General features: G+C 76.0%; 15 protein-coding genes. 9 read left to right on the forward strand and 6 right to left on the reverse strand.

Going from position 1 to position 19,725, the window contains the following annotated elements:
* Nucleotides 1-41 precede the first annotated feature (41 nt).
* Nucleotides 42-2,852 carry an AAA family ATPase gene (locus CS0771_RS01540; protein ID WP_212839454.1) on the forward strand — a complete coding sequence of 937 codons (2,811 nt, stop codon included), beginning with the start codon at nucleotides 42-44 and terminating at the stop codon, nucleotides 2,850-2,852.
* A 10-nt stretch (nucleotides 2,853-2,862) separates the two neighbouring features.
* Here CS0771_RS01540 and CS0771_RS01545 read toward each other — a convergent pair whose 3' ends face one another.
* Nucleotides 2,863-4,188, reverse strand: a complete 1,326-nt coding sequence (locus tag CS0771_RS01545) for an LCP family protein (protein WP_212839455.1) — start codon at nucleotides 4,186-4,188, stop codon at nucleotides 2,863-2,865.
* Between the two features lie 158 nt (nucleotides 4,189-4,346).
* Between CS0771_RS01545 and CS0771_RS01550 the strand changes: the two genes are divergently transcribed.
* Nucleotides 4,347-4,553, forward strand: coding sequence for a CsbD family protein (locus tag CS0771_RS01550; RefSeq protein ID WP_212839456.1), 207 nt, complete (start codon nucleotides 4,347-4,349; stop codon nucleotides 4,551-4,553).
* 79 nt (nucleotides 4,554-4,632) lie between these two features.
* Here CS0771_RS01550 and CS0771_RS01555 read toward each other — a convergent pair whose 3' ends face one another.
* Complete coding sequence (locus CS0771_RS01555; protein WP_212839457.1) at nucleotides 4,633-4,812, reverse strand: hypothetical protein; 180 nt, start codon at nucleotides 4,810-4,812, stop codon at nucleotides 4,633-4,635.
* A gap of 131 nt (nucleotides 4,813-4,943) precedes the next feature.
* Here CS0771_RS01555 and CS0771_RS01560 point away from each other — a divergent pair, with 131 nt between their 5' ends.
* Together CS0771_RS01560 and CS0771_RS01565 are read left to right on the forward strand one after the other, a co-directional pair.
* The gene (locus CS0771_RS01560) at nucleotides 4,944-5,345 is read left to right on the forward strand and encodes a hypothetical protein (protein ID WP_212839458.1); all 402 of its coding nucleotides are present in this window, start codon (nucleotides 4,944-4,946) and stop codon (nucleotides 5,343-5,345) included.
* A 78-nt stretch (nucleotides 5,346-5,423) separates the two neighbouring features.
* A complete protein-coding gene (locus CS0771_RS01565; protein ID WP_212839459.1) occupies nucleotides 5,424-5,579 on the forward strand; it encodes a DUF6131 family protein in 156 nt (51 codons plus the stop codon).
* A gap of 60 nt (nucleotides 5,580-5,639) precedes the next feature.
* Here the strand turns inward: CS0771_RS01565 and CS0771_RS01570 are convergent, their stop codons facing one another.
* Nucleotides 5,640-6,749 carry a hypothetical protein gene (locus CS0771_RS01570; RefSeq protein WP_212839460.1) on the reverse strand — a complete coding sequence of 370 codons (1,110 nt, stop codon included), beginning with the start codon at nucleotides 6,747-6,749 and terminating at the stop codon, nucleotides 5,640-5,642.
* A gap of 112 nt (nucleotides 6,750-6,861) precedes the next feature.
* A complete protein-coding gene (locus tag CS0771_RS01575; protein WP_212839461.1) occupies nucleotides 6,862-7,311 on the reverse strand; it encodes a hypothetical protein in 450 nt (149 codons plus the stop codon).
* A 94-nt stretch (nucleotides 7,312-7,405) separates the two neighbouring features.
* Here CS0771_RS01575 and CS0771_RS01580 point away from each other — a divergent pair, with 94 nt between their 5' ends.
* Complete coding sequence (locus CS0771_RS01580; RefSeq protein ID WP_244870539.1) at nucleotides 7,406-8,017, forward strand: TetR/AcrR family transcriptional regulator; 612 nt, start codon at nucleotides 7,406-7,408, stop codon at nucleotides 8,015-8,017.
* Nucleotides 8,018-8,063: 46 nt separating this feature from the next.
* Here CS0771_RS01580 and CS0771_RS01585 read toward each other — a convergent pair whose 3' ends face one another.
* Together CS0771_RS01585 and CS0771_RS01590 are read right to left on the reverse strand one after the other, a co-directional pair.
* A complete protein-coding gene (locus tag CS0771_RS01585; RefSeq protein WP_212839463.1) occupies nucleotides 8,064-8,942 on the reverse strand; it encodes a diacylglycerol kinase family protein in 879 nt (292 codons plus the stop codon).
* Nucleotides 8,942-10,519, reverse strand: coding sequence for an FAD-binding oxidoreductase (locus CS0771_RS01590; RefSeq protein WP_212839464.1), 1,578 nt, complete (start codon nucleotides 10,517-10,519; stop codon nucleotides 8,942-8,944). Before CS0771_RS01590 ends, CS0771_RS01585 begins: the two co-directional genes overlap by 1 nt.
* Before the next feature lie 48 nt (nucleotides 10,520-10,567).
* Between CS0771_RS01590 and CS0771_RS01595 the strand changes: the two genes are divergently transcribed.
* The 4 genes from CS0771_RS01595 (at nucleotide 10,568) to CS0771_RS01610 (ending at nucleotide 19,606) form a co-directional block, all read left to right on the forward strand.
* Entirely contained in the window at nucleotides 10,568-12,094 is a 1,527-nt protein-coding gene (locus CS0771_RS01595; protein ID WP_212839465.1) for a glycerol-3-phosphate dehydrogenase/oxidase, read from the forward strand.
* A 75-nt stretch (nucleotides 12,095-12,169) separates the two neighbouring features.
* A complete protein-coding gene (locus CS0771_RS01600) occupies nucleotides 12,170-13,750 on the forward strand; it encodes an FAD-binding oxidoreductase (RefSeq protein WP_212839466.1) in 1,581 nt (526 codons plus the stop codon).
* Between the two features lie 181 nt (nucleotides 13,751-13,931).
* Entirely contained in the window at nucleotides 13,932-14,792 is an 861-nt protein-coding gene (locus CS0771_RS01605; protein WP_212839467.1) for a DUF4132 domain-containing protein, read from the forward strand.
* Between the two features lie 2 nt (nucleotides 14,793-14,794).
* The gene (locus tag CS0771_RS01610; RefSeq protein ID WP_212839468.1) at nucleotides 14,795-19,606 is read left to right on the forward strand and encodes a hypothetical protein; all 4,812 of its coding nucleotides are present in this window, start codon (nucleotides 14,795-14,797) and stop codon (nucleotides 19,604-19,606) included.
* Nucleotides 19,607-19,725: the final 119 nt, after the last annotated feature.

Here is a 19,725-nt window from a genome sequence, read left to right on the forward strand (position 1 = left end):
ATCAGGACTTCCCGGGACGTCCGGGTCATTACGCTCAGCACATGGGGCCGGTCGCGCCGGTTTACGTGGGACGCCAGAGCGAGACGGACCGGCTGCGCATGCTCGCGCACCGGGCCGCCGCCGGGCACGGCACCGCCGTGCTGGTCGAGGGCGAGCCGGGCATCGGCAAGACCACCCTGCTCGACCACCTGGCCGCGGACTGCGCCGCGCTGGGCATGCGCGTGCTGCGCGGCACCGCCGAGGACCTGGAGCAGCGGCTGCCGTTCGCGGCGATCGCCGCCTGCCTGGGCATCGGCGCGGCCACCACCGACCCCGACCTGGTCCGCGTCTCGGGTCTGCTGCGCGGTGAGGAGGCGTTCGCGCAGCGCCTGGCCGCCGCCAACCACGAGTTCGTGCTCACCGAGGCGATCCTCGACCTGTTCGACGAGTGGTTCGCCCGGGGACCGGTGGCGGTGCTGCTCGACGACGCGCAGTGGGCCGACCGGCAGAGCGTGGTGGTGCTGCACCGGCTGGGCCGCGGCATCGAGCAGCAGCCGCTGCTGCTGGTCGTGGCGACCCGGTCCGCGCCGCGGGCCGACGTGGTGGACGCGCTCGAGCGCAGCCTGGTGTCCCGGGGCGGCCGCCTGCTGGAGCTGGCCCCGCTGGCGCCGGACGACGTGCTCGCGCTGACCCGCGACCTGCTCACCGCCGACCCGGGGCCGCGCCTGGCGCAGCTCGTCGCCACCGCCGGCGGCAACCCGATGTACGTCACCGAGCTGCTGGCCGAGCTGGCCGAGAAGGGCGCGCTCGCCCGCGAGGACGGCCGGGTGGAGCTGGTCTGGGACACCGACGAGCTGGCCGAGGGCTGGGTGCCGCCGCCCCTGGCCGAGCTGATCGTGCAGCGCCTGGGCTTCCTCGCCCCGCCCGTACGCGACACGCTGCAGACCGCCGCCGTCTTCGGCCGCACCGTCGACCTGATGGAGCTGGCGGAGGTGCTGGACCGGCCGGTGTCGGAGCTGTCCGAGGTGGCCGTCGCCGCGGTCGAGGCGGGCGTGCTCACCGACACCGGCACCCGCCTGGAGTTCCGGCAGCCGCTGATCCGGGAGGCGCTCATCGCGCGGGTCCCGCCGACGGTGCGGGCCGCCCTGCACCAGCGGGCGCTGCGCCGGGTGGCCACCGGCGGAGAGCGGGTCGGCGTCGAGCGGGTCGCCGAGCATCTGCTGGCCGGGGACGCCCTCGACGCCCGGATGACGGACTGGCTCACCGAGACGGCCGACACGCTGACCGTACGCGCCCCCGCCCAGGCGGTGACGCTGCTGCGGCGCGCGCTGGACACCGCGCCGGACGCCGCGCGGCCCCGGCTGCGGCTGCAGCTGATCCGGGCCCTGCTGTGGCAGGGCCTGCACGCCGACGCCGAGCGGCTGGCCCGGGTCGCGCTGGCCGAGGGCGGCGACCCGGCCCAGGAGGGCGCGCTCTACTGGCTGCTGGTGCAGGCCTGCTACCGGCGCGGGCGGCTGCGCGAGTCGCTGGCCGCCATCGACGACGCGCTGGAGCGGGCACCGCTCACCGAGGTCGAGCGCGGCCGGTTCCACGGCTTCGCCGCGGTGTGCCTGTGCTTCCTGGTCCGCTTCGACGAGGCGCGCACGGCCGCGCTGCGCGCCGTCGAGCTGGGCGAGGCGACGGGCGACGCGCGCACCGCCGGCATCGGCGACTTCGCCCTGGCCCTCACGTACGTGGTCGACGGGGATCTGGAGCGGGCGATGGCCGCCGACGACCGGGCGATCGCCGCGCTGGCCGAGGGCGTGCAGCCGGACCTGCAGGTGGATCCGTACACGCTGCGCGGGCTGTGCCTGATGGAGCTGGACCGGCTGCCCGACGCCGATCGCGCGCTGGCCACGGCGATCGCCGCCAACCGCGACACCGGCGGGGCGTACCTGCCGATCGCGCACACGCTGCGGGCCCGGCTGCTGTACCTGTCCGGGCGCTGGGACGACGCGCTGATCGAGTGCGAGATCGGCCTGGACAGCCCGGACCTGCTCGGCAGCGCGGTGCGCCTGCGCGGCATCGCCGACCTGATCGCGGTGCACCGGGGCGGCGCGGCGCCGGCCGCGGTGGGCGACGCCGGATACGCGCACCACTCCAGCCGCTGGGCCCGCGCGCTGACCCTGGAGAGCCAGCAGGGCCCGGCGGCGGCGTTCGAGCTGCTCGCCCCGGCTTGGGAACGGGCGCACGGGCTGGAGCCGCGAGCGCTGGTCTACCGGGTCTGCACGGATCTGGCCCGGCTGGCGGTGGCCGCGGGCCGGCCGGAGCGGGCGCGGGCCCTGGCCGACGACATCGACGCGCTCCCGGCGGCGCACCTGCGGCCCAGCATGGCGGCCACCGCGCGGCTGTGCCGCGGCCTGGCCGACGGCGACGCGGACCTGCTGCTGGCCGCCGCCGCCGACTTCCAGCGGGCAGGCTGGCCGCTGTACGAGGCGGGCGCCTATGAGAACGCGGCCGAGGTGCTCGCCCGGCGGGAGCGCCCGGCGCAGGCCCGCCAGGCGCTGGACCGGGCGCTGGAGATCTACGGCCGGCTGGAGGCCGCCGCCGACATCGCGCGCGCCGAGGCACGGCTGCGCCAGGCCGGGGTGCGCCGGGGCGTACGCGGCCCGCGCAAGCGGCCCAAACACGGCTGGGAGGCGCTGACCGAGACCGAGCAGCGGGTCGCCGCGCTGGTCGCCGAGGGCCTGTCCAACCCCGACATCGCCGCGCAGCTGTTCCTCTCCCGGCGTACCGTGCAGTCGCACGTGTCGAGCATCCTCGGCAAGCTCCAGGTCACCTCGCGGGTGGAGCTGGCGGTGCGGGCGGCCGAGCGCAGCGCCGCCCAGCCCTGACCGAGCCGGCTCAGCGGCGCCGGGTCACCGCGCCGCGGTCGGCCTGGCCGGGATCCGCGGCCGGGCCCGCCCGGTCCGGCTCGATCCCGCTGGTCTCGGTCTCGTCCAGCGCCGTCTCGTCCAGCGCCGTCTCGTCCGGAGCCGGTGCGCCGCTCGGGGCCGGGCTCGCGCCGAGGGCCGCCACCGTGTCGGCCGCGTCGCCGATGACGGCCTCGGGGTGGGCCGCCACGTACTCGTCCAGCGTCCCCGCCCCGGCGGCCTGGAACATCAGCAGCGTCTGCGGGCTGAGCGCCTGGGTGCCCTTCACCTTCGCCCGGTTGTACATGCCGTTGTTGGTCTTGAGCATGACCAGGTCGGCGGTGGCCAGGTCGCGCAGCGTCCACAGGTAGTCGAAGAGCTTCGCGTGCCCGGTGTCCAGCTTCAGGGTGCCGCCCGCCGCCTTGATCAGGTCGTTCACCTTGACCGGGTTGGTGATGACGCCGGCCGAGGTGGCCTTGTCCGCGATCGCCTTGAGCAGCTGCTGCTGGTGGCGCTGCCGGTCGTAGTCGCCGTACGGGCCGGACTTGCGCTGGCGGGCGTAGTCCAGCGCCTCCCAGCCGGCCATGTCCCGGCAGCCGACGTGGTGCACGAAGCTGTTGGGCAGGAACACCCCGGTGCGCTTGCCGTACGCGTACTGCGGCTTGCCGTCCACCACGATGTAGTGGTCGGAGCGGGTCTCGTGGTCGACGCACAGGTGCACGCCGCCCAGCTCCTCGATCACGTTGCGGAACGCGTCGAAGTCGATCACGGCGACGCCGTCGAACTTCAGGCCGGTCAGCTCGTGCACCATGTTCGCGGTCAGCGCGGCCCCGCCCTGCCAGCCCTGGCCGTTGCGGGAGCCGTACGCGTACGCCGCGTTGGCCCGGTTCCGGGCCCCGCCGAAGGCGGCCGGCGCGTACGGCGGGATGTACACCAGCGCGTCGCGCGGGATCGACATGAGGTACGCGCGGTCGTGGCCGGACGGCACGTGCAGCACGATGATCGAGTCCGCCCGGCCGCTGCCCTCGGCCCAGCCCTCGCGGGTGTCCAGGCCCAGCAGCAGGATGTCGATCGGGCCGCGCAGGGTCTTGCCCTCGACGGTCGGCTCCTTCTTCGCCGGGCCCGTCAGCACCGCGCCCGTCTCCACCGACCCGGCCAGGCTGTGCAGGTACGACTGGGTGACCATGGCGCCGCCGAAGCCCAGGCCGAGCACCAGCACCACCACGCCGAGGGTGAGCACCGCCCACACCGGCAGGCGACGGCGGCGGCGCGGGGCGGGGACGCCGGGCAGGCCGCGGGGGTTGTCGAGCGGGGTCATGGGCCTCTCCGTGCCGGGGAGTTCTTCTGGCGATGGACCATACCAGCCGGTTGATGCCTATTCACGTGTTATGACCGGTTGGCGGATCTCGGGAGGTTTCAAGTGATCCGTTCCGGGTACCTCAGGGGCGGAGATATCCGCATCTCGAAGGAGTGACCATGGGTATCAAGGACAAGATCAGCAACGAGACCGAGAACCTCAAGGGCAAGGCCGAGGAAGCCACCGGCAAGATGACCGACAACGAGCGGCTCGAGGCCGAGGGCAAGATGGACCAGGCTTCGGCCAAGGCCAAGAAGGCCGGCGAGAAGGCCAAGGACACGATGAGCGACGCCCGGGACGCCGCGAAGGACGCGATCCGGCGCTAGTCCTTGATGCCGCGCACGAAGGCGCCCGCCCCACCGTCTGACGGCGGGGCGGGCGCCTCGGTGTGCGAACGGCGGCGGCTCAGTGCTCCGAGCCGGAGAAGGGCTCGGGCGGGTTGCGCGGGTCGCGGCGCTCCTCGGTCAGGCGCTCGGTGTCGTCACGCCGGCGCTCGTCGTCGCGGTGCGCCTCGTCGCGCGTGTGCTCCAGGTCGGACTCGGGCGCGGTGGCGGGTTCGTACTCCCCCGGGCTGTGATCGTTCATGTCCGGCTGCTTACCCGCGCCACGGCCTGCACAAACGCATCCGGCGACGGCCACGGGTGTATCCTGATCATCTCGGCGACATGCCGTGTTGTCCCCGCCGGCGACAGGTCGCGGCCCTATGATCTGTTGACATGACAGTCGGTGAGCAGATCATCACGTCGAGCAATGAAAGGCCGGGCGCCGAGGATCTCCGTGCCGAGCTGATCATGCTGCTCGACCGCTGGCAGTACTGGCGCAACGACCCCGCGTACCCCGGCACCGGCCGGATCGGCCCGGCCTGGCAGACCGGGCTGGACCAGGCCATCGCCGCCACCCGGCGGTCGGTGGACGCGCTGCCGCCCGACCACGACCCGAGCGACCTGGCCGACCTGACCCAGCCGCTGCTGAGCACGTTCTGGGCGCACCGGCCCGGACCGATGGCCGAGGTCGTGAACCAGGTGGCGCTGCTGCGCCTGCGCGCCGTCGCCCGGCACGGCCGGCCGGCTCCCGCGGACGCCCCGGGCGAGCCCGTGGCCGTCGGCAGCGCGGCCTGACCGTCCGGTTTAGGCCCCGTACCCCTCGGGTACCTCATCGACGATGGGGAGCATGCCTCGAGAGTGGGGAGTACGGAAGTGTTGCTGTTAGGCCTGATCCTGTTGCTGCTGGGGTACTTCCTCAACATCGGCATCCTGACCACGATCGGCCTGATCCTGCTGATCGTCGGCGCGATCCTGTGGATCCTGGGCGCCGTCGGACGCCCGGTCGGCGGCCGAAGGCATTACTGGTAGGCGGACAGACACGGCGGAGGGGCACCCGGGATCGGGTGCCCCTCCGCCGTGTCGCGCGCCTCAGGCGGCCGGATCCGGGCCGCGCAGCGGCGCCGCCCCCGGCACCATCACCGCGGCCAGCACCAGCCCGAGCAGCGCCTGCACCACCGGGACCCCGGTGTAGACCTCGGGCACGAACTGCGGCGCCGCGGTGCCCACCGACTCCACGGACGGACCGGCCAGCACCGCCGTCGCCAGGTAGACCGACCAGGTCAGCAACCCCGCCAGCACCGCGTACGCCCGCAGCCGGCCGGGCCGGGCCGCCGACGGCTGCAGCCACAGCGCCACCAGGTCCAGCAACACGCCCGCGACCAGCAGCCCCCACACGATCTCCAGGTTCCGGAAGTCGGCGATGGCCGCGCAGAGCCCCCCGATGATCGCGTAGAGCACGGTGGCGCTGCCGACCGGCAGCACCCAGCGCTTGGCCAGGGTGAGCAGCGGGACGATCAGGACCAGGTTGGTGACCAGGATCGAGGTGACCACGTTGGAGGTGTGGTACTCGTCCGCGTCGGTCAGCGCCGCCACGATCGAGCCGGGGCGGAACACCAGCGCGTTCGCGTACTGCAGGAACAGCAGCACCAGCGTCGCGGCCAGCGCCATGGACAGCACCGCGGGCAGCAGCGCGCGCAGCCCGGTCACCGGCGCGGCGTCGCGGCGCGCCCACGCGGTGCGCAGCGGCGTGGTGACGATGACGATCATCGAGGTGACCAGGCCCAGGTGGCTGGGGCTGAACAGGATGTCGGTGTTCTGCTCGATGCCGAACAGGGTGTGCCACACGAAGTCGAGGAAGCCCGACACCGCGAACGTGCCGAGCGCGACCACCGCGGCCGGGTAACCGGCCGGCATGGCCCGGAAGTCGGGCAGCCGCCCGCCCCGGAACGCCGCCCGGCAGGTCCACAGGACGCACGCCGCGGTGACGAGGAAGCCCCAGTAGAACACCGCGTGCCACGGCGTGAAGAAGGTCTCCAGCTGGGGCACGTTGTTGTGGGCCCAGGCGTCGACCATCAGCCCGACCGTGAACCAGGTGCCGAGCAGCACCGTCACCAGGTCGGTGCGGTACGAGGTGACCGGCCGGACCGGGACGTCCGGTGCGGACTCCGGTGTGGCCGTCTCCTGCGCGGTGCTGACCATACGACTCCCCAGTCCCTCGTGCCTTGATCACTTCGAGGCACAGGGTATCGCCGCCGGTGTCCCTTTCGCCGCCTCGGTGACGCCAGGCGGCAAAAGGGACACCCGGCGCGGGTCAGGCGGTCGGGCTCGGCACCGGTACGGCGGTCGGGCTCGGCACCGGCATCGGCACCACCGGCCGGCACCGCAGCTGCGCGGCGTCCCGGCAGCGCTGCCGCAGCCGCTCCAGCAGCTGCCGCCGCAACTCCTGGTCACGCAGCTCCCCGTCACGCAGCTCCCCGTCGCGCAGCCGCTGGTCGCGCTGCCACGGGTCCTGGCGCAGGCGCTCGCCCCGGTCGCGCCGGTCCTCCCGGTCGAAGCCGACGTCGTGGTGCCCGCCGTGGTGGCCGATCAGCACCCCGGCGGCGACGCCCAGGCCGCCGCACACCAGGCCGCCCAGCAGGAAGGCGCCGAGCAGGGCGAACACGACGCCACGGCTCGGACGGGAGAAGGCGCGCGCCCGCGCCGGCGTGGTGACCGGCTCCTCGGGGGCGTCGGCGGCGGGCGGCAGCGGCTCGGTGGTCATGGGGGCTCCCAGGCTGTGGGGGTACGGCGGGCCGGGCTACCACTGTGCCACCGCCCGGCGTCCGGCGGAAGCGGCGCGTGGTACACATGGGCCGGTGGACGCTGAGGAGGAGCCGGGCGGGCGGCGCGTGGACGACCTGGTGCTGGACGCGGCCCGGGACTGCGTGCTGGCGTACGGCGTGCGCCGCACGACGGTGACCGACGTGGCGCGCCGGGCCGGGGTGTCCCGGATGACGGTGTACCGGCGCTGGCCGGACGTGCAAAGCCTGGTCGCCGACCTGATGAGCCGGGAGTGGCACCAGGTCATCGTGGACGCGGCCGCCGCCGCCGCGAGGGCCGCGGGCCCGCTGCGCGCCCGGCTGGTGGCGCAGTCCACGGCGGCCGCCGCGCGGCTGCGGGCGCACCCGCTGCTGCGCAAGATCCTGGAGGTCGATCCAGAGATCCTGCTGCCGTACATGCTGGACCGGCGCGGCGGCGGCCAGGAGGAGATGCTCGGCTTCCTGCAGCAGACCATCGCCGCCGGGCAGGCCGAGGGCTCGGTGCGAGCGGGCGACCCGGCCCTGCTGGCCCGCGCGGTGCTGCTCACCGCGCAGTCGTTCGTGCTGTCCGCGCCGACCGTCACCGACGGCCACCCGCTCGCCGACCTCGACGGGGAACTGACCGTCCTGCTGGACCGCTACCTCGCCCCGGCACAGCCCGCCGCGTGATCGAAGCTCGCGCCACGCGGCCGGCCCGGTGTGTCGGCAGCCTTGATCACTGCGCGGGGGCGAGGACGGCCAGCGTGCGGGGGCGGGCGCGCAGCACCAGCGAGCCGAGTTCGGACAGCGGGTCGCCGTCGGCGTAGGCGGGGACCGGGCGGTCGGTCGACAGGGCCACCGACGCGCCACGCAGCACCGTGACCTCCGCGCGGCGCAGGTGGGACCCGCTCCGCATCTCGCGCAGGACCAGCGGGAACAGCAGCTTCGAGGCGCAGCCGAGCACGATCACGTCGAGCAGGCCGTCGTCGACCCGCGCGTCCGGCGCGACGTGCAGCCCGCCACCGTAGAAGCCGGAGTTGGCCACCACCACCGTGTACGCGGTCAGCGCCATGGGCGGACCCCCGTCCACCGCGATCTCGTAGCGGGTGGGCCGCCACCCGGCCAGCGCCCGCGCCCCGGCCAGCGGGTAGACCAGCCCGGACGGCGTCCAGCGGGCGCGATTGGCGCGCTCGTTGGCGGCCGCGTCGACCCCGGCGTACACGCTGCCCAGCACGGTCTCCCCGGCCGCGTCCACGGTGTCGATCCAGCGCGGCCGGCCGTGCAGCAGCAGCTCGGCGACGTCCGCGGGCCGGTGCGGCAGGCCGAGCTGGCGGGCCAGGTCGTTGCCCCGCCCGGCGGGCACCACGCCGAGCACGCCGTCCGTGCCGGCCAGGGCCGCGCCCAGGCAGCGCAGCGTGCCGTCACCGCCCGCCGCGAGGACCACGTCGCCCTCCGCGGCGCAGCGCCGGGCGAGCAGCCGCGCCTGCGCCACGCCGGTGGTGTACTCGACGCGCACCCGCGCCCCGCCCGCGCGCAGCAGTTGCGCGACCGGCATCAGCCGGGCCAGCCCGTGCCGCGCGGCGGGCCCGACGATCGCGGTGAACGACCGGCTCATCAGGACGGGTCGAGGGGCAGCAGGATGCCGGGGTTGAGCACGCCCGCCGGGTCGAGCGCGTGCTTCACGCCCCGCAGGGCGTCGATGCCGAGCGGGCCGGCCTCGCGGGCGTACCAGTCGCGGTGGTCGGTGCCGACGCCGTGGTGGTGGCTGATGGTGCCGCCCGCCGCGATGATCGCGTCGTTGGCCGCCTCCTTGGCCGCCCGCCAGCGCGCCACCGGCTCGTCCGGGTACGCGGTGACCACGGTGAAGTACAGCGACGCGCCGGTCTCGTACACGTGGGACACGTGGCACAACACCATCGACGGCACCGGCAGCGCCCCGAACAGCGCCTCGCGCACGGCGTCGTAGAGGCCGGGCAGCGCCGACCAGAACGCGGCCGTCTCCAGCGTCTCGGCGAACGCGCCCGCGTCCAGCAGGGCGTCGCGCAGGTACGGCGCGTCGAAGCGGTGCGCGGCCCACTGCTCCCCCGGCTCCGGCCCCAGCTCCTGCCCGCCGCACTCGCGGAGCACGGCGGCGGTGTCGGCGGCGGCGCGCGCCACGTCCGCGCCCTCGTGGCCGACGACCATCAGGCAGCCGCCGTCGCCCCGGCCCCGCCCGGCCGCGCCGAGCATCGTCTCCACCTCGTCGGACAGCCGCAGCACGGTCGGCCGGGGCCCGTCCTGGGCCAGCCGCCGGGCCGCCGCCGTGCCGTCGGCGAACGACTCGAAGCGCCAGCCCTCGTAGCGCCGCTGCGCGGGCACCGGGCGCACCCGCACGGTGACGTCGGTGATCACGCCGAACGCACCCTCCGAGCCGAGGAACAGCCGCCGCAGGTCCGGCCCGGCCGCCGAGGCGGGCGCGCGGCCGGTGGCCAGGGTGCCGCGCGGGGTGGCCACGGTCAGCCCCACCACCATGTCGTCGAAGCGGCCGTAGCCGGCCGAGGCCTGGCCCGAGGAGCGGGTGGCGGCGAAGCCGCCGATGGTGGCGTACTCGTAGGACTGCGGCACGTGGCCGAGGGTGAACCCGTGCGCGGCCAGCAGTTCCTCGGCGCGCGGGGCGGGCAGCCCGGCCTGCAGCACGGCCGTGCGCGACACCGGGTCGACGGAGACCAGCCGGTCGAGCCGCCGCAGGTCCAGCGTGACGTAGCCGTCCGCCTGCGGGGTGAGCCCGCCGACCACGGAGGTGCCGCCGCCGAGCGGCACCACGGCCAGCCGGTGCTCGGCGCAGGCGGCCAGCACCGCGAGCACCTGGTCGTGGTCCGCCGGGGTGAGCACCGCGCCGGGCAGCGCGGGCAGCTCGCCGCCGCGCTGGTGGACCAGGTCGGGCGTGGACTTGCCGGAGGCGGCCGCGGCCCGCGCGGCGGCGCCGGTGTGCACGTGCTCGGCGCCGACGACCGCGGTGAGCGCGGCCAGCGCCGCCTCCGGCAGCGGCGGCGCGGGGGCGGTCACCGCGTCGAGCGGGACCGGCGCCGGGGGCGGCGTCACCTCGAAGACCTGCTTGAGCAGCTTGGCCACCGCGTCCGGCAGCGGCCTGGCGTGCTGCGGCGTGCCCCAGCGGCCCCAGCCCGAGCCCGCCTCTTCCCGCTTCTCATCCATGTGTGACAGAGTTACATCCAGTGTCACTTCGGCGCAAGGAGGCGTACCGTGCGGGACACGTCGCTGACCGGGGCCCGGCGCGAGCGGGAGCTGGCCGCGCTGGCCGCCGGTGAGGTGGTGGACGTGCTGGTGGTCGGCCTCGGCGTGACCGGCGCCGGGGTGGCCCTGGACGCGGCGGCCCGCGGCCTGTCCGTCGCCGCGATCGACGCGCACGACCTCGCCTTCGGCACCTCCCGGTGGAGTTCCAAACTGGTCCACGGCGGCCTGCGCTACCTGGCCAAGGGTGAGCTGGGGGTGGCGTACGAGAGCGCCGTCGAGCGCGGCGTGCTGATGACCCGCACCGCCCCGCACCTGACCCGCGCGCTGCCGATGGTGCTGCCCGCGACGGCGTACACCGCGCCCGCGCACGTACGCGTCGCCGGGCTGGGGCTGCACGCGGGCGACCTGCTGCGCGCGGCGGCGGGTACCCGGCGGGCGGTGCTGCCCGGCACCCGGCGGCTGTCGGCGGCCGAGGCGCGCGGCATGGTGCCCGCGCTGCGCGGCGGCGGCCTGCGCGGCGCGCGGCTGTCCTGGGACGGGCAGCTGTGCGACGACGCCCGCCTGGTCACCGGCCTGGCGCGAGCCGCCGCCGGGGCCGGGGCGCGGGTGCTGACCCGCTGCCGCGCCACCGAGCTGATCGGCGACGCCGCCGCCGTGGTGGACACGCTGACCGGCGCGCGGCACGTGCTGAAAGCGCGGGCTGTGGTCAACGCGACCGGGGTGTGGGCCGGGCAGCTCGCCCCCGAGATCGCGCTGCGGCCGTCCCGCGGCTCGCACCTGGTGCTGCCCGCGGCGCTGCTGGGCGGGCTGTCCGCCGGGCTGACCATCCCGGTCCCCGGCGAGTTCTCCCGCTTCGTCATCGTGCTGCCGCAGGCCGACGGCCTGGTGTACGTCGGCCTCACCGACGAGCCGGTGGACGGGCCGATCCCGGACGTGCCCGCCGCCCCCGAGTCCGACGTGGACTTCCTGCTGGACGTGCTCAACTCGGCGCTGGAGACGCCGGTGCGCCGGGCCGACGTGCTGGGCACGTTCGCCGGGCTGCGCCCGCTGATGGCCGCGGGCGGCCGCACCGCCGACATCTCCCGGCGGCACGCCGTGGTGCAGGGCCGCGACGGCGTGATCACCGTGGTCGGCGGCAAGCTGACCACGTACCGCCGGATGGCCCAGGACACCGTCGACCTGCTCGCCCAGCGCCCCGGCCTGCACGCGGGCCCGTGCCGCACCCGCGCCCTCCCCCTGCCCGGCGCGGCCCCCCGCGACCGCCTGGCCCTGGTCCCCGCCCCAGCCCGCCTGATCGCCCGCTACGGCACCGAGGCTCCCGCCGTCCTCGCCGAGGCCCCGCCCGAACTGCACGGCCCCGTCGTCCCCGGCTCCCCCGTCACCGGCGCCGAGCTGCACTGGGCCGTCCACCACGAGGGCGCCCTCACCGTCGACGACCTCCTCGACCGCCGCACCCGCCTCGGCCTCGTCCCCGCCCTCCGCGCCGCCGCCCGCCCCACCGCCGAACAAATCCTGCAAGGAAGGGCACCTTCTTAACGCTATGCGTAGTAGAAGGTGCCCTTCTTAACCCCTGTCGCGACGACCCGCGACGACGTCCGCAAAGGAGACGCGATGAACGGCGACGGCACCCGCGCCGCAGCGGAACGAGAGCGGTCCTGGTGGGGCTGGGGGTGGGCGGACCAGGCCCTGGATGAGCAGGCGTGCGCGAAGCTGGCCCGGCGGGTGAGCCCGGTCCTGCCGCTCGACGGCGACCTGGCACCCGTGCCCGAGGTGCCCGAACTGCCCGCGCCCCGGCTCGCACCGCCCACGGCCGTGGCCGCGCTGTGCCGGGCCGGCGCGCGCACCCGGGCCGCGCACGCGTACGGCCGCGCCTACCGCGACGTCGTCCGGCTGCTGCGCGGGGAGCTGGACAACCCGCCGGACCTGGTCGCGTACCCCCGCACCGAGCAGGACGTGATCGCCGTGCTGGACTGGGCCGCCGACGCGGGCGTGCCCGTGGTGCCGTTCGGCGGCGGCACCAGCGTCGTCGGCGGCGTCGAGTATCGCGGCGGCGGCCCGTGGCTGTCCCTGGACCTGACCGGCCTGTCCGGCGTCGTCGAAGTGGACGAGGTCAGCCGCGCCGCGCTGATCCGGGGCGGCACGTTCGGCCCGGACCTGGAGGACGCGCTGCGCCCGTACGGCCTGACCCTGCGGCACTTCCCGCAGAGCTTCGAGTTCTCCACGTTCGGCGGCTGGCTGGCGACCCGCGCGGGCGGGCACTACGCCACCGGGTACACCCACATCGACGACCTGGTCGAGGCGCTGCGGGTGGTCACCCCGGCCGGGATCGCGCAGTCGCTGCGGGTGCCCGCGTCTGGTGCGGGGCCCTCGCCGGACCGGCTGTGGCTCGGGTCGGAGGGCACGCTGGGCGTGATCACCGAGGGCTGGGCGCGCGTGCAGCGGCGGCCGGAGTTCCGCGCCGGGGCGGCGCTGCGCTTCGACGCGTACGCCGACGCGGTCCAGGCCGTGCGCGCGGTGGCCCAGTCCGGCCTGCGCCCGGCCAACTGCCGGCTGCTCGACCCGCTGGAGGCGATGCTCGGCGCGGCCGCCGGCGACGGCGCGAGCCGCCTGCTGCTGGCCTTCGAGTCGGCCGACCATCCGGTGGACGCGCTGCTCGCGCGAGCCGTGGAGCTGTGCCGCGCGCACCGCGGGGTGCCCGAGGAGGCGGCGGCGGGCACGGCCGGGCAGTGGCGCGAGACGTTCGTGGGCGCGCCGTACCTGCGCGACGGGCTGGCCCGGCTCGGCGTCGTGGTGGAGACGTTCGAGACCGCCTGCACCTGGGCCGCGTTCGAGGCGCTGCACGCGGCGGTGGTGGCCGCCGTCGCCACCGCGGGCGTCACCGAGACCGGGCACCCGGCGCTGGTCACCTGCCGGTTCACGCACGTGTACCCGGACGGCCCGGCGCCGTACTTCACCGTGTACGCCGCCGGGCGGCGCGGCGCCGAGGTCGCGATCTGGGACGCGCTCAAGCGGGCGGCGGGCGACGCGATCGCCGCGCACGGCGGCACCATCACCCATCACCACGCCGTGGGCCGCGATCACCTGCCCTGGTACACGAATCAGCGGCCGGAGCCGTTCGCGCTGGCGCTGCGCGCCACGAAGACCGCTTTGGACCCCGCCGGAGTGCTCAACCCGGGCGTGCTGCTGCCCTGACCGGTAATTCCAGGGCAATAAAGAACCCGCTTCGGCGATCACGGGGGAAACCGTCGAAGCGGGCTTGCTGCGAAGGTACCCCGTTTTCCGCACGAACGCCATCCCTGTCTTCTGGAAAATCTGCCTGCGCAACTGTCGGGTGGTGCTGGCATACTCCGCGGCACGTCACGGGAGGTGGAGCATGGGCTGGCTGCCCACAGGCTCGGGTTACGAGGTGGCCCTCGACGGCGGCCGGGTGGTCTGCCGCAACGCGCAGGGCCGGCGGCTGCGCGGGCTGCCCGCGTCGGTAAAGGACGATCCGGTGATCACCGACCTGCGCCGATTGCGCGAGTGGCTCGCTCGCCACGAGGCCGAATGCCAGGCCGAGGTCGAGCGGTGGATGGTACGCGGGCTGCCGGTGACCGTGGCGGTGCTCGCCCGCGTGTGGGCCGACGACGCCTGGCGGGCCGCGCTGCGCGACCTGGTCATGGCCCCGTACACCGACGGCATGCCCGACCTCGGCCGAGCCGGTTTCCTGCGCGACGTCGACCCCGCGCGCGGCGTCGGCGTGATCGACCTCGACGGCGAGTCGGCGTGGCTGCCCGGCCCGGCGTTCGCGGTGCCGCACCCGGTGCTGCTCGACGAGCTGGCCGAGCTGCGCGAGTTCGCCGCCGAGCTGGATGTGCGGCAGGGCGTCACCCAGCTGTTCCGCGAGGCGTACCGCAGGCCGGCCGAGCCGGCTGAGATGACCGCGGTGCTGGACGGGTACGCGGGGGCGCCGTACGCGCAGCTGCGGCACGCCACCGCCCGGGCGGTCGGGCTCGGCTACGCCGTGCGCGGCGGCACGGCCCGCTGCCGGATCGTCGAGCAGGGCCGCCCGGTCGACGCGGCCGTCTGGCTCGGCGACGGCGATCCCGGTCATGAGAGCTGGACCGGGCGGCTGCAGTTCGCCGACGCGTCCGGGCAGCACGTGCCCGCCGCCGAGGTCGGGCCGATCACCTGGTCGGAGGGCGTACGCATGGCCGCGGCCCTGCACGCCGGCCGCACCGGCGGAGGCGAGTGACGATGACGCAGACCCTCATCCACCCCGCCCATGAGGACGCGCTGCTCGACGCGGGCGCCGTGCTGGACGGGCCCGGCCCGGCCCACCCGTCCGTGGCCCCGGTGACCGGCCGGGCGTACGCGCACCCCGCGCTGCCCGGACGCACCGTCGTCCGGCTGGTCAGCGAGCCGGTCGGCGCGGCCGAGGACCTGACCATGGAGTTCCTCGGGTTCGCCACGGTGGACGCGGTGCCGGTCGGGCACGGGCGGGTCCGCACGCCGGGCTTCCCTGCGTCGGCGCTGGTGCAGGACCCGGCCCACGGCGCGCAGGCGCTGGCCCTGGTCAAGGAGATGGAGAAGCTGGCGCGGCTCGCCCGGTCCAAGCCCGGCAACGCCCGCGACGGCTACCTGGCCGTCGCGCGCCGGCTCGCGGAGACCGTTCCGCGGTTCCTGCCGCCGTTCTGGGAGCAGGCAGGCCGGGCGTTCACCGAGGCGGAGAACCCGCGCCAGGCCGCGATCTGCTTCGCCGACGCGCGGCGGGCCGAGCAGGTGCACGGCCTGCCCGTCGACGAGGACCGGCTGCGCGCCACGCATCTGGAGTTCGCCCTGGCCGGAGCGCTCACCGCGAAGGCGTTCACCGACTACGCCCGGGACGTGGCCGCCCGGCTGCCCGCCGGGCAGGCGTACCCGCTGATCCGCTCGGTCGCGATGCAGCGCGTCGCGGGCGGGCTGGCCCCCGGCGCGGGGTTCGCGGCCGACCTGCGGCGCGCCGCGAAGGCGGCCGGGCTGGACGCCGCGGCGGCCGACGACGCCGACGCCGCCGAGCTGGTGCGCCTGCCCGCGGTGGTACGCGCGCACCCGAGCTTCTGGAAGTCCTACCGCAAGCCGCTGCTGCGGCTGGCCCGGCGCGACCCGGCGGTCGCGACCCGGCTGCGGGAGCTGCTGCCCGAGCCGCCCGGCTGGGGCACCGACCTCACCGAGGAGTGGCTCGGCCTCATCGTCGACGCCGGGGTGCTCGACGACCCCGCCGCCGATGTCGCCGCCTGGCTGGAACGGTTCGCGGGTTACCGGTCGCGCCACCGGCTCGCCGCAGGCACCGTGAGCCCGCAGCTGCTCGACCTGGTCCCGCGGCTCGCGCCACGCCTGCGGGCGGCCGGGCGGCCGTTGGCGCTGCACCCGGCCGACGCCCGGGTGGCCGACCTCAACCTGATGGACGCCTGCCTGGCCCACGGCGTGCCGGTCGCCGCCTGGTCCGACCCGGCCGGGCTGCCGGTGGAGCGCTGGTACGACATGGAGGCCGAGGGCCGCCGCGACCTGGCCGCCGTCGCCGCCGACCCGGGCCTGCTGCCCGCGCTCGCCCGCGGCCTGTGGCGGATGCTCGACCGCTACACCCAGCTCGACCCCGCCGGATACAACGCCGTGAAGCTGGTCACCGTGCTGGCGGCGACGCCCGGCCTGGCCGCCGCCCTGCGCCACGGCATCGGGCAGGTGCGCCTGGCCGGGGCCACCGTCGCCGGGCTGGAGGCGGCGCTGCGCGAACTCCATCCATTGTGGTCGACGGCGGGCGTCGCGCTGGCCGTCGCCGAGCTGCGCCGGATCGCCGCGCTCGACGCCGCCGAGGTGCTCGCGGGCTCGCTGCGGGCCGGCCTGGTCGACGAACTGGGCTGGCCCGCGTACGAGGAGGCGGTGGCCGAGCTGAAGCGGCTGGGCCTGTCCCCGAGCTGGCCCACCGTGACGGTGAGCGACCAGAACCGCGTGGTGACCGTCGCCCCGGACGGGGCCCGCGCCGAGCACACCGTGCGCATCCCGGCCGGCTCGTGGCACACCGACGTCACGGGCTTCGTGCTCGACGGCCGCCTGCTCGTGGCCGGGCGCTCCCCCTACCCGAGCGCCGGCTGGGCGTACTGGGCCGATCGCCCGGACCGGACGTTCGAGCTGCCCCGAGCGGCGCCCGTCCCGGCCGGGCCGCCGCTGCCGTACCTGCCGCTGGCCGGCGGCGGGGTGACCGGGGGCGGCGCGCCGTGGCTGCCCGGCGACGCGGTGCCCGCCGAGCCGGGCCTGGTGAGCAGCGACGGCGTGACCCACTGGCACCTCGTGGACGGCCGCTGGCGCGAGTTCGACCCGGTCACCGGCACGCCGGGGCCGGACGGTGTGCCCGGGTTCTTCAGTGACGGCGTGCCACCGGGACGGCGGCTGCTGCCGGAATGGTCCTGGCTGCGGCCCGGCCCGGCGGAGTTCGCGGATTCGCCGCTGGGGGCCGCGGACGGGCTGCTCGGCTGGTGCGTGCACGAGCTGCCGGACGGCACCCAGGTGGGCCGGGCGATCGACGGCCGCACCGTGCTGCGGCGGCCGACCGCGCCGGACGAGGTGCTGGTCGGTGCGCTGCGGCTGCCGGGCGACCACCTCCTGCGGCCGGTCACCGCGCGCACCGGTGGCCAGACGCGCCCCCACGACCTCGCGGTCACCGTGTGGTCGCCCGACGGCGCCAGCCCGCTGCAGGAGTGCCTGGCCACGCACAGCCGACCGCCCTTCCCGTACTGGCACGCGCTGCGGCCGCGCGACCCCGCCGGTTCGGCGGCGCTGCGCGCGGTGACCGCCCCGGTCGCGGCGGCGCTGCTGGCCGACGTCGCCGCGGGCAACGCGGGGCTGGACCATCTCACCGACCAGGCGATCGCCCGGCACCTGCCCGCCGTCACCGACCGGAACCTGCTGCGCGCGCTGCGCTCGGTCGTCCGCACCGCCGCCCGGCTGCACACCCGCCTGCAGCGGCTGCGCGAACTGCTCGCCCCGCACGCCGATCCCGCCGCCACGCAGACGGCCGGCGATGTGGCGATGTCCGTCGGCACACCGGCATCCGGCCCGGAGCCGGCGGCGGCCTCCCGCCTGGAGAAGACGGCGGCCGTATCCCGCTCAGACACCGCACCCGCAGCCGGGCCGGAGACGGCACCGGTCACCGATGGCGAGCTGACCACCGCCCTGGAGCCGCTCACCCTGTGGCGGGGGCGCTACTACTCGGGCTCCGTACGACAACGGACCGCGATCATGGACCAGCTCGCCGCGCTGACCGGCGCGTTCGCGCAGCCGCCCCGCGCGCTGCCGATGCCGGATGCCGAGTCGGCATGGCCCCGGCTGCTTCCCGGGCTGGGCGCGGTGCTCATGGTCGCCGCCTCGCCCGCGACCTCGCCCGAGCGGCGGTCGGCACTGTCCCGGCTGCTGCGCGCCTTCGCGGACTCGCCGTTCGCCGCGGCGGATCCGCGGTTCCGCTTCGTCCAGCTGCTGGTCACCGCCGAGCACGGAGCCGCCGAGGCGGGCGGGGACGGCCGCCGCATCGTGTTCCTGTCCGGCGGCGGGCACCGGATGCCCGCGCGCGAGCCGCGTTTCCTGCGGTACGCCGTGGACTTCTGCGCCGAGGCCGCGTTCGCGCCGATCGACGGCATCGAGGTGCGCACCGACCTGCGCCGGGGCGGCTGGGGCGATGCCGCGCGACTGCGCACGGCGGCCGAGCTGCTCGACGCCGAGGGCGCCGCGCCGTGGCACGAGGAGGCGGTGCGACGGCTGGCTGAGCGGACCGGGCTGACCCGGGCCGAGGCCGCCTTGCTGCTCGGCGGCCTGCCGATCGCCGGCTGGGACGAGCGCGCGCTCACCGCGCCGCAGCGCAAGGCGCTCGGGCTGACCGCCGCCGAGGCCGGCCTGGCCGGCGCCGCCTGGCACGGGATCGCCCACGAGCACCGGGTGGTGCTGCTCGACGCGGCCGTCCCGGACGATCCGGCGGACCTGTGGCGGCACGGGCCGGATCCCGACGCACCGGGTGAGCTGTGGCTCGACCGGCTCGGGCGGCGTACGCCGATCGCGGAGGAGCTGCTGGCCGAGGCCAAGCGGGTCATCCCGGGCGGGATGGGCCAGGAGATGCTCCGCCTGATCGTCGAGCCGAAGCCGCGCACCTGGCTCTGCACCGACGGGGTCACCGACACCGACGACTGGGACCTGACCACGGTCTCGGCGTACGGCGACGCGTTCGACGAGGGCTGGCTGAAGGCGGTCGCCGTCGCGCTGCCGTGGCTGGCGTACCGGCTGCCCGCGGGTGACCCGCTGCGCGACCGGCTGCCCCGCGCGCTGGAGCTGGTGCGGCAGCGGCTGGACAACCCGGACCTGGTCGTCGGCAGCGCGTTCTTCCCCGAAGGGCTCGCGCCGGACGGCCTGCCCGGGCTGCTGCGCACCGAGGGCTATCCGGGGTACGTCCGCCATCACCTGCGGCCCGCCGCGATCACCACCCCCGACGACCCGGTGCTGCTGCTCGGGGACGTCGGCGTGGCCGCGGCGCTGCGGCTGCTGCGCGACCCGGCGCTGCCGGACGTGATCGCCGAGGCGGACGCGCTGCCCGGCGGGGCCTGGCCGCACGACCCCCGGCACAGCGCGCCCGGCCTGGTGGCGGAGGTCGCCGCGGCGTACGGCCTGGCACCGGACGCGGCCGCGTACCACCTGCTGCTGCTGGCGCTGCCCGACCCCACCGACGCGAACGCATCCCGGTGGCTGGGCCTGGCCCCGGCACGGCTCAAGCCGCTGCGGGCGGCGCTGGTAGCGGCCGGGCTGGTCGTCGAGGCGCGCCGGGAACGTGCCGGGCGTGCGGTGTTCCTGCCCGGCGGCTGGCTGAGCCTGAAGGCGCCCGCGCTGCCGCTGGAGTCATGGAAGGCGCCGCTGTTCGGCCTGACCCCGGGCAGCCCGCCACCGCTGGGCACGGTGCCCGTCGGCCGACCGGTTGCCTCGCTGTTCCAGGCCGCCTGGTCCCGCATCACCGCCGGCGACACCCCCGGTGGTCACCGCACCGACAGGCGTTGATCGCGAGTTCGTGTCAGAACCTGTGGCTGGACCGCAGGTTCTGACACGAACTCGCGATCATCCCCGGGCGGCCGCGCGACCGTGATAGCAATAAGGGGCATAAGTCCGTTCCATGGTGG

It is taken from the genome of Catellatospora sp. IY07-71 (assembly GCF_018326265.1).
GTDB lineage: Bacteria > Actinomycetota > Actinomycetes > Mycobacteriales > Micromonosporaceae > Catellatospora.

What these genes read in the sequence shown, in the direction of transcription:
- CS0771_RS01590 (WP_212839464.1), bottom strand. Translation starts at nt 10,519, where the DNA reads ATGGATGAGAAGCGGGAAGAGGCGGGCTCGGGCTGGGGCCGCTGGGGC.
- CS0771_RS01585 (WP_212839463.1), bottom strand. Translation starts at nt 8,942, where the DNA reads ATGAGCCGGTCGTTCACCGCGATCGTCGGGCCCGCCGCGCGGCACGGG.
- CS0771_RS01600 (WP_212839466.1), top strand. Translation starts at nt 12,170, where the DNA reads ATGAACGGCGACGGCACCCGCGCCGCAGCGGAACGAGAGCGGTCCTGG.
- CS0771_RS01550 (WP_212839456.1), top strand. Translation starts at nt 4,347, where the DNA reads ATGGGTATCAAGGACAAGATCAGCAACGAGACCGAGAACCTCAAGGGC.
- CS0771_RS01540 (WP_212839454.1), top strand. Translation starts at nt 42, where the DNA reads ATGGGGCCGGTCGCGCCGGTTTACGTGGGACGCCAGAGCGAGACGGAC.
- CS0771_RS01605 (WP_212839467.1), top strand. Translation starts at nt 13,932, where the DNA reads ATGGGCTGGCTGCCCACAGGCTCGGGTTACGAGGTGGCCCTCGACGGC.
- CS0771_RS01545 (WP_212839455.1), bottom strand. Translation starts at nt 4,188, where the DNA reads ATGACCCCGCTCGACAACCCCCGCGGCCTGCCCGGCGTCCCCGCCCCG.
- CS0771_RS01560 (WP_212839458.1), top strand. Translation starts at nt 4,944, where the DNA reads ATGACAGTCGGTGAGCAGATCATCACGTCGAGCAATGAAAGGCCGGGC.
- CS0771_RS01555 (WP_212839457.1), bottom strand. Translation starts at nt 4,812, where the DNA reads ATGAACGATCACAGCCCGGGGGAGTACGAACCCGCCACCGCGCCCGAG.
- CS0771_RS01610 (WP_212839468.1), top strand. Translation starts at nt 14,795, where the DNA reads ATGACGCAGACCCTCATCCACCCCGCCCATGAGGACGCGCTGCTCGAC.
- CS0771_RS01570 (WP_212839460.1), bottom strand. Translation starts at nt 6,749, where the DNA reads ATGGTCAGCACCGCGCAGGAGACGGCCACACCGGAGTCCGCACCGGAC.
- CS0771_RS01575 (WP_212839461.1), bottom strand. Translation starts at nt 7,311, where the DNA reads ATGACCACCGAGCCGCTGCCGCCCGCCGCCGACGCCCCCGAGGAGCCG.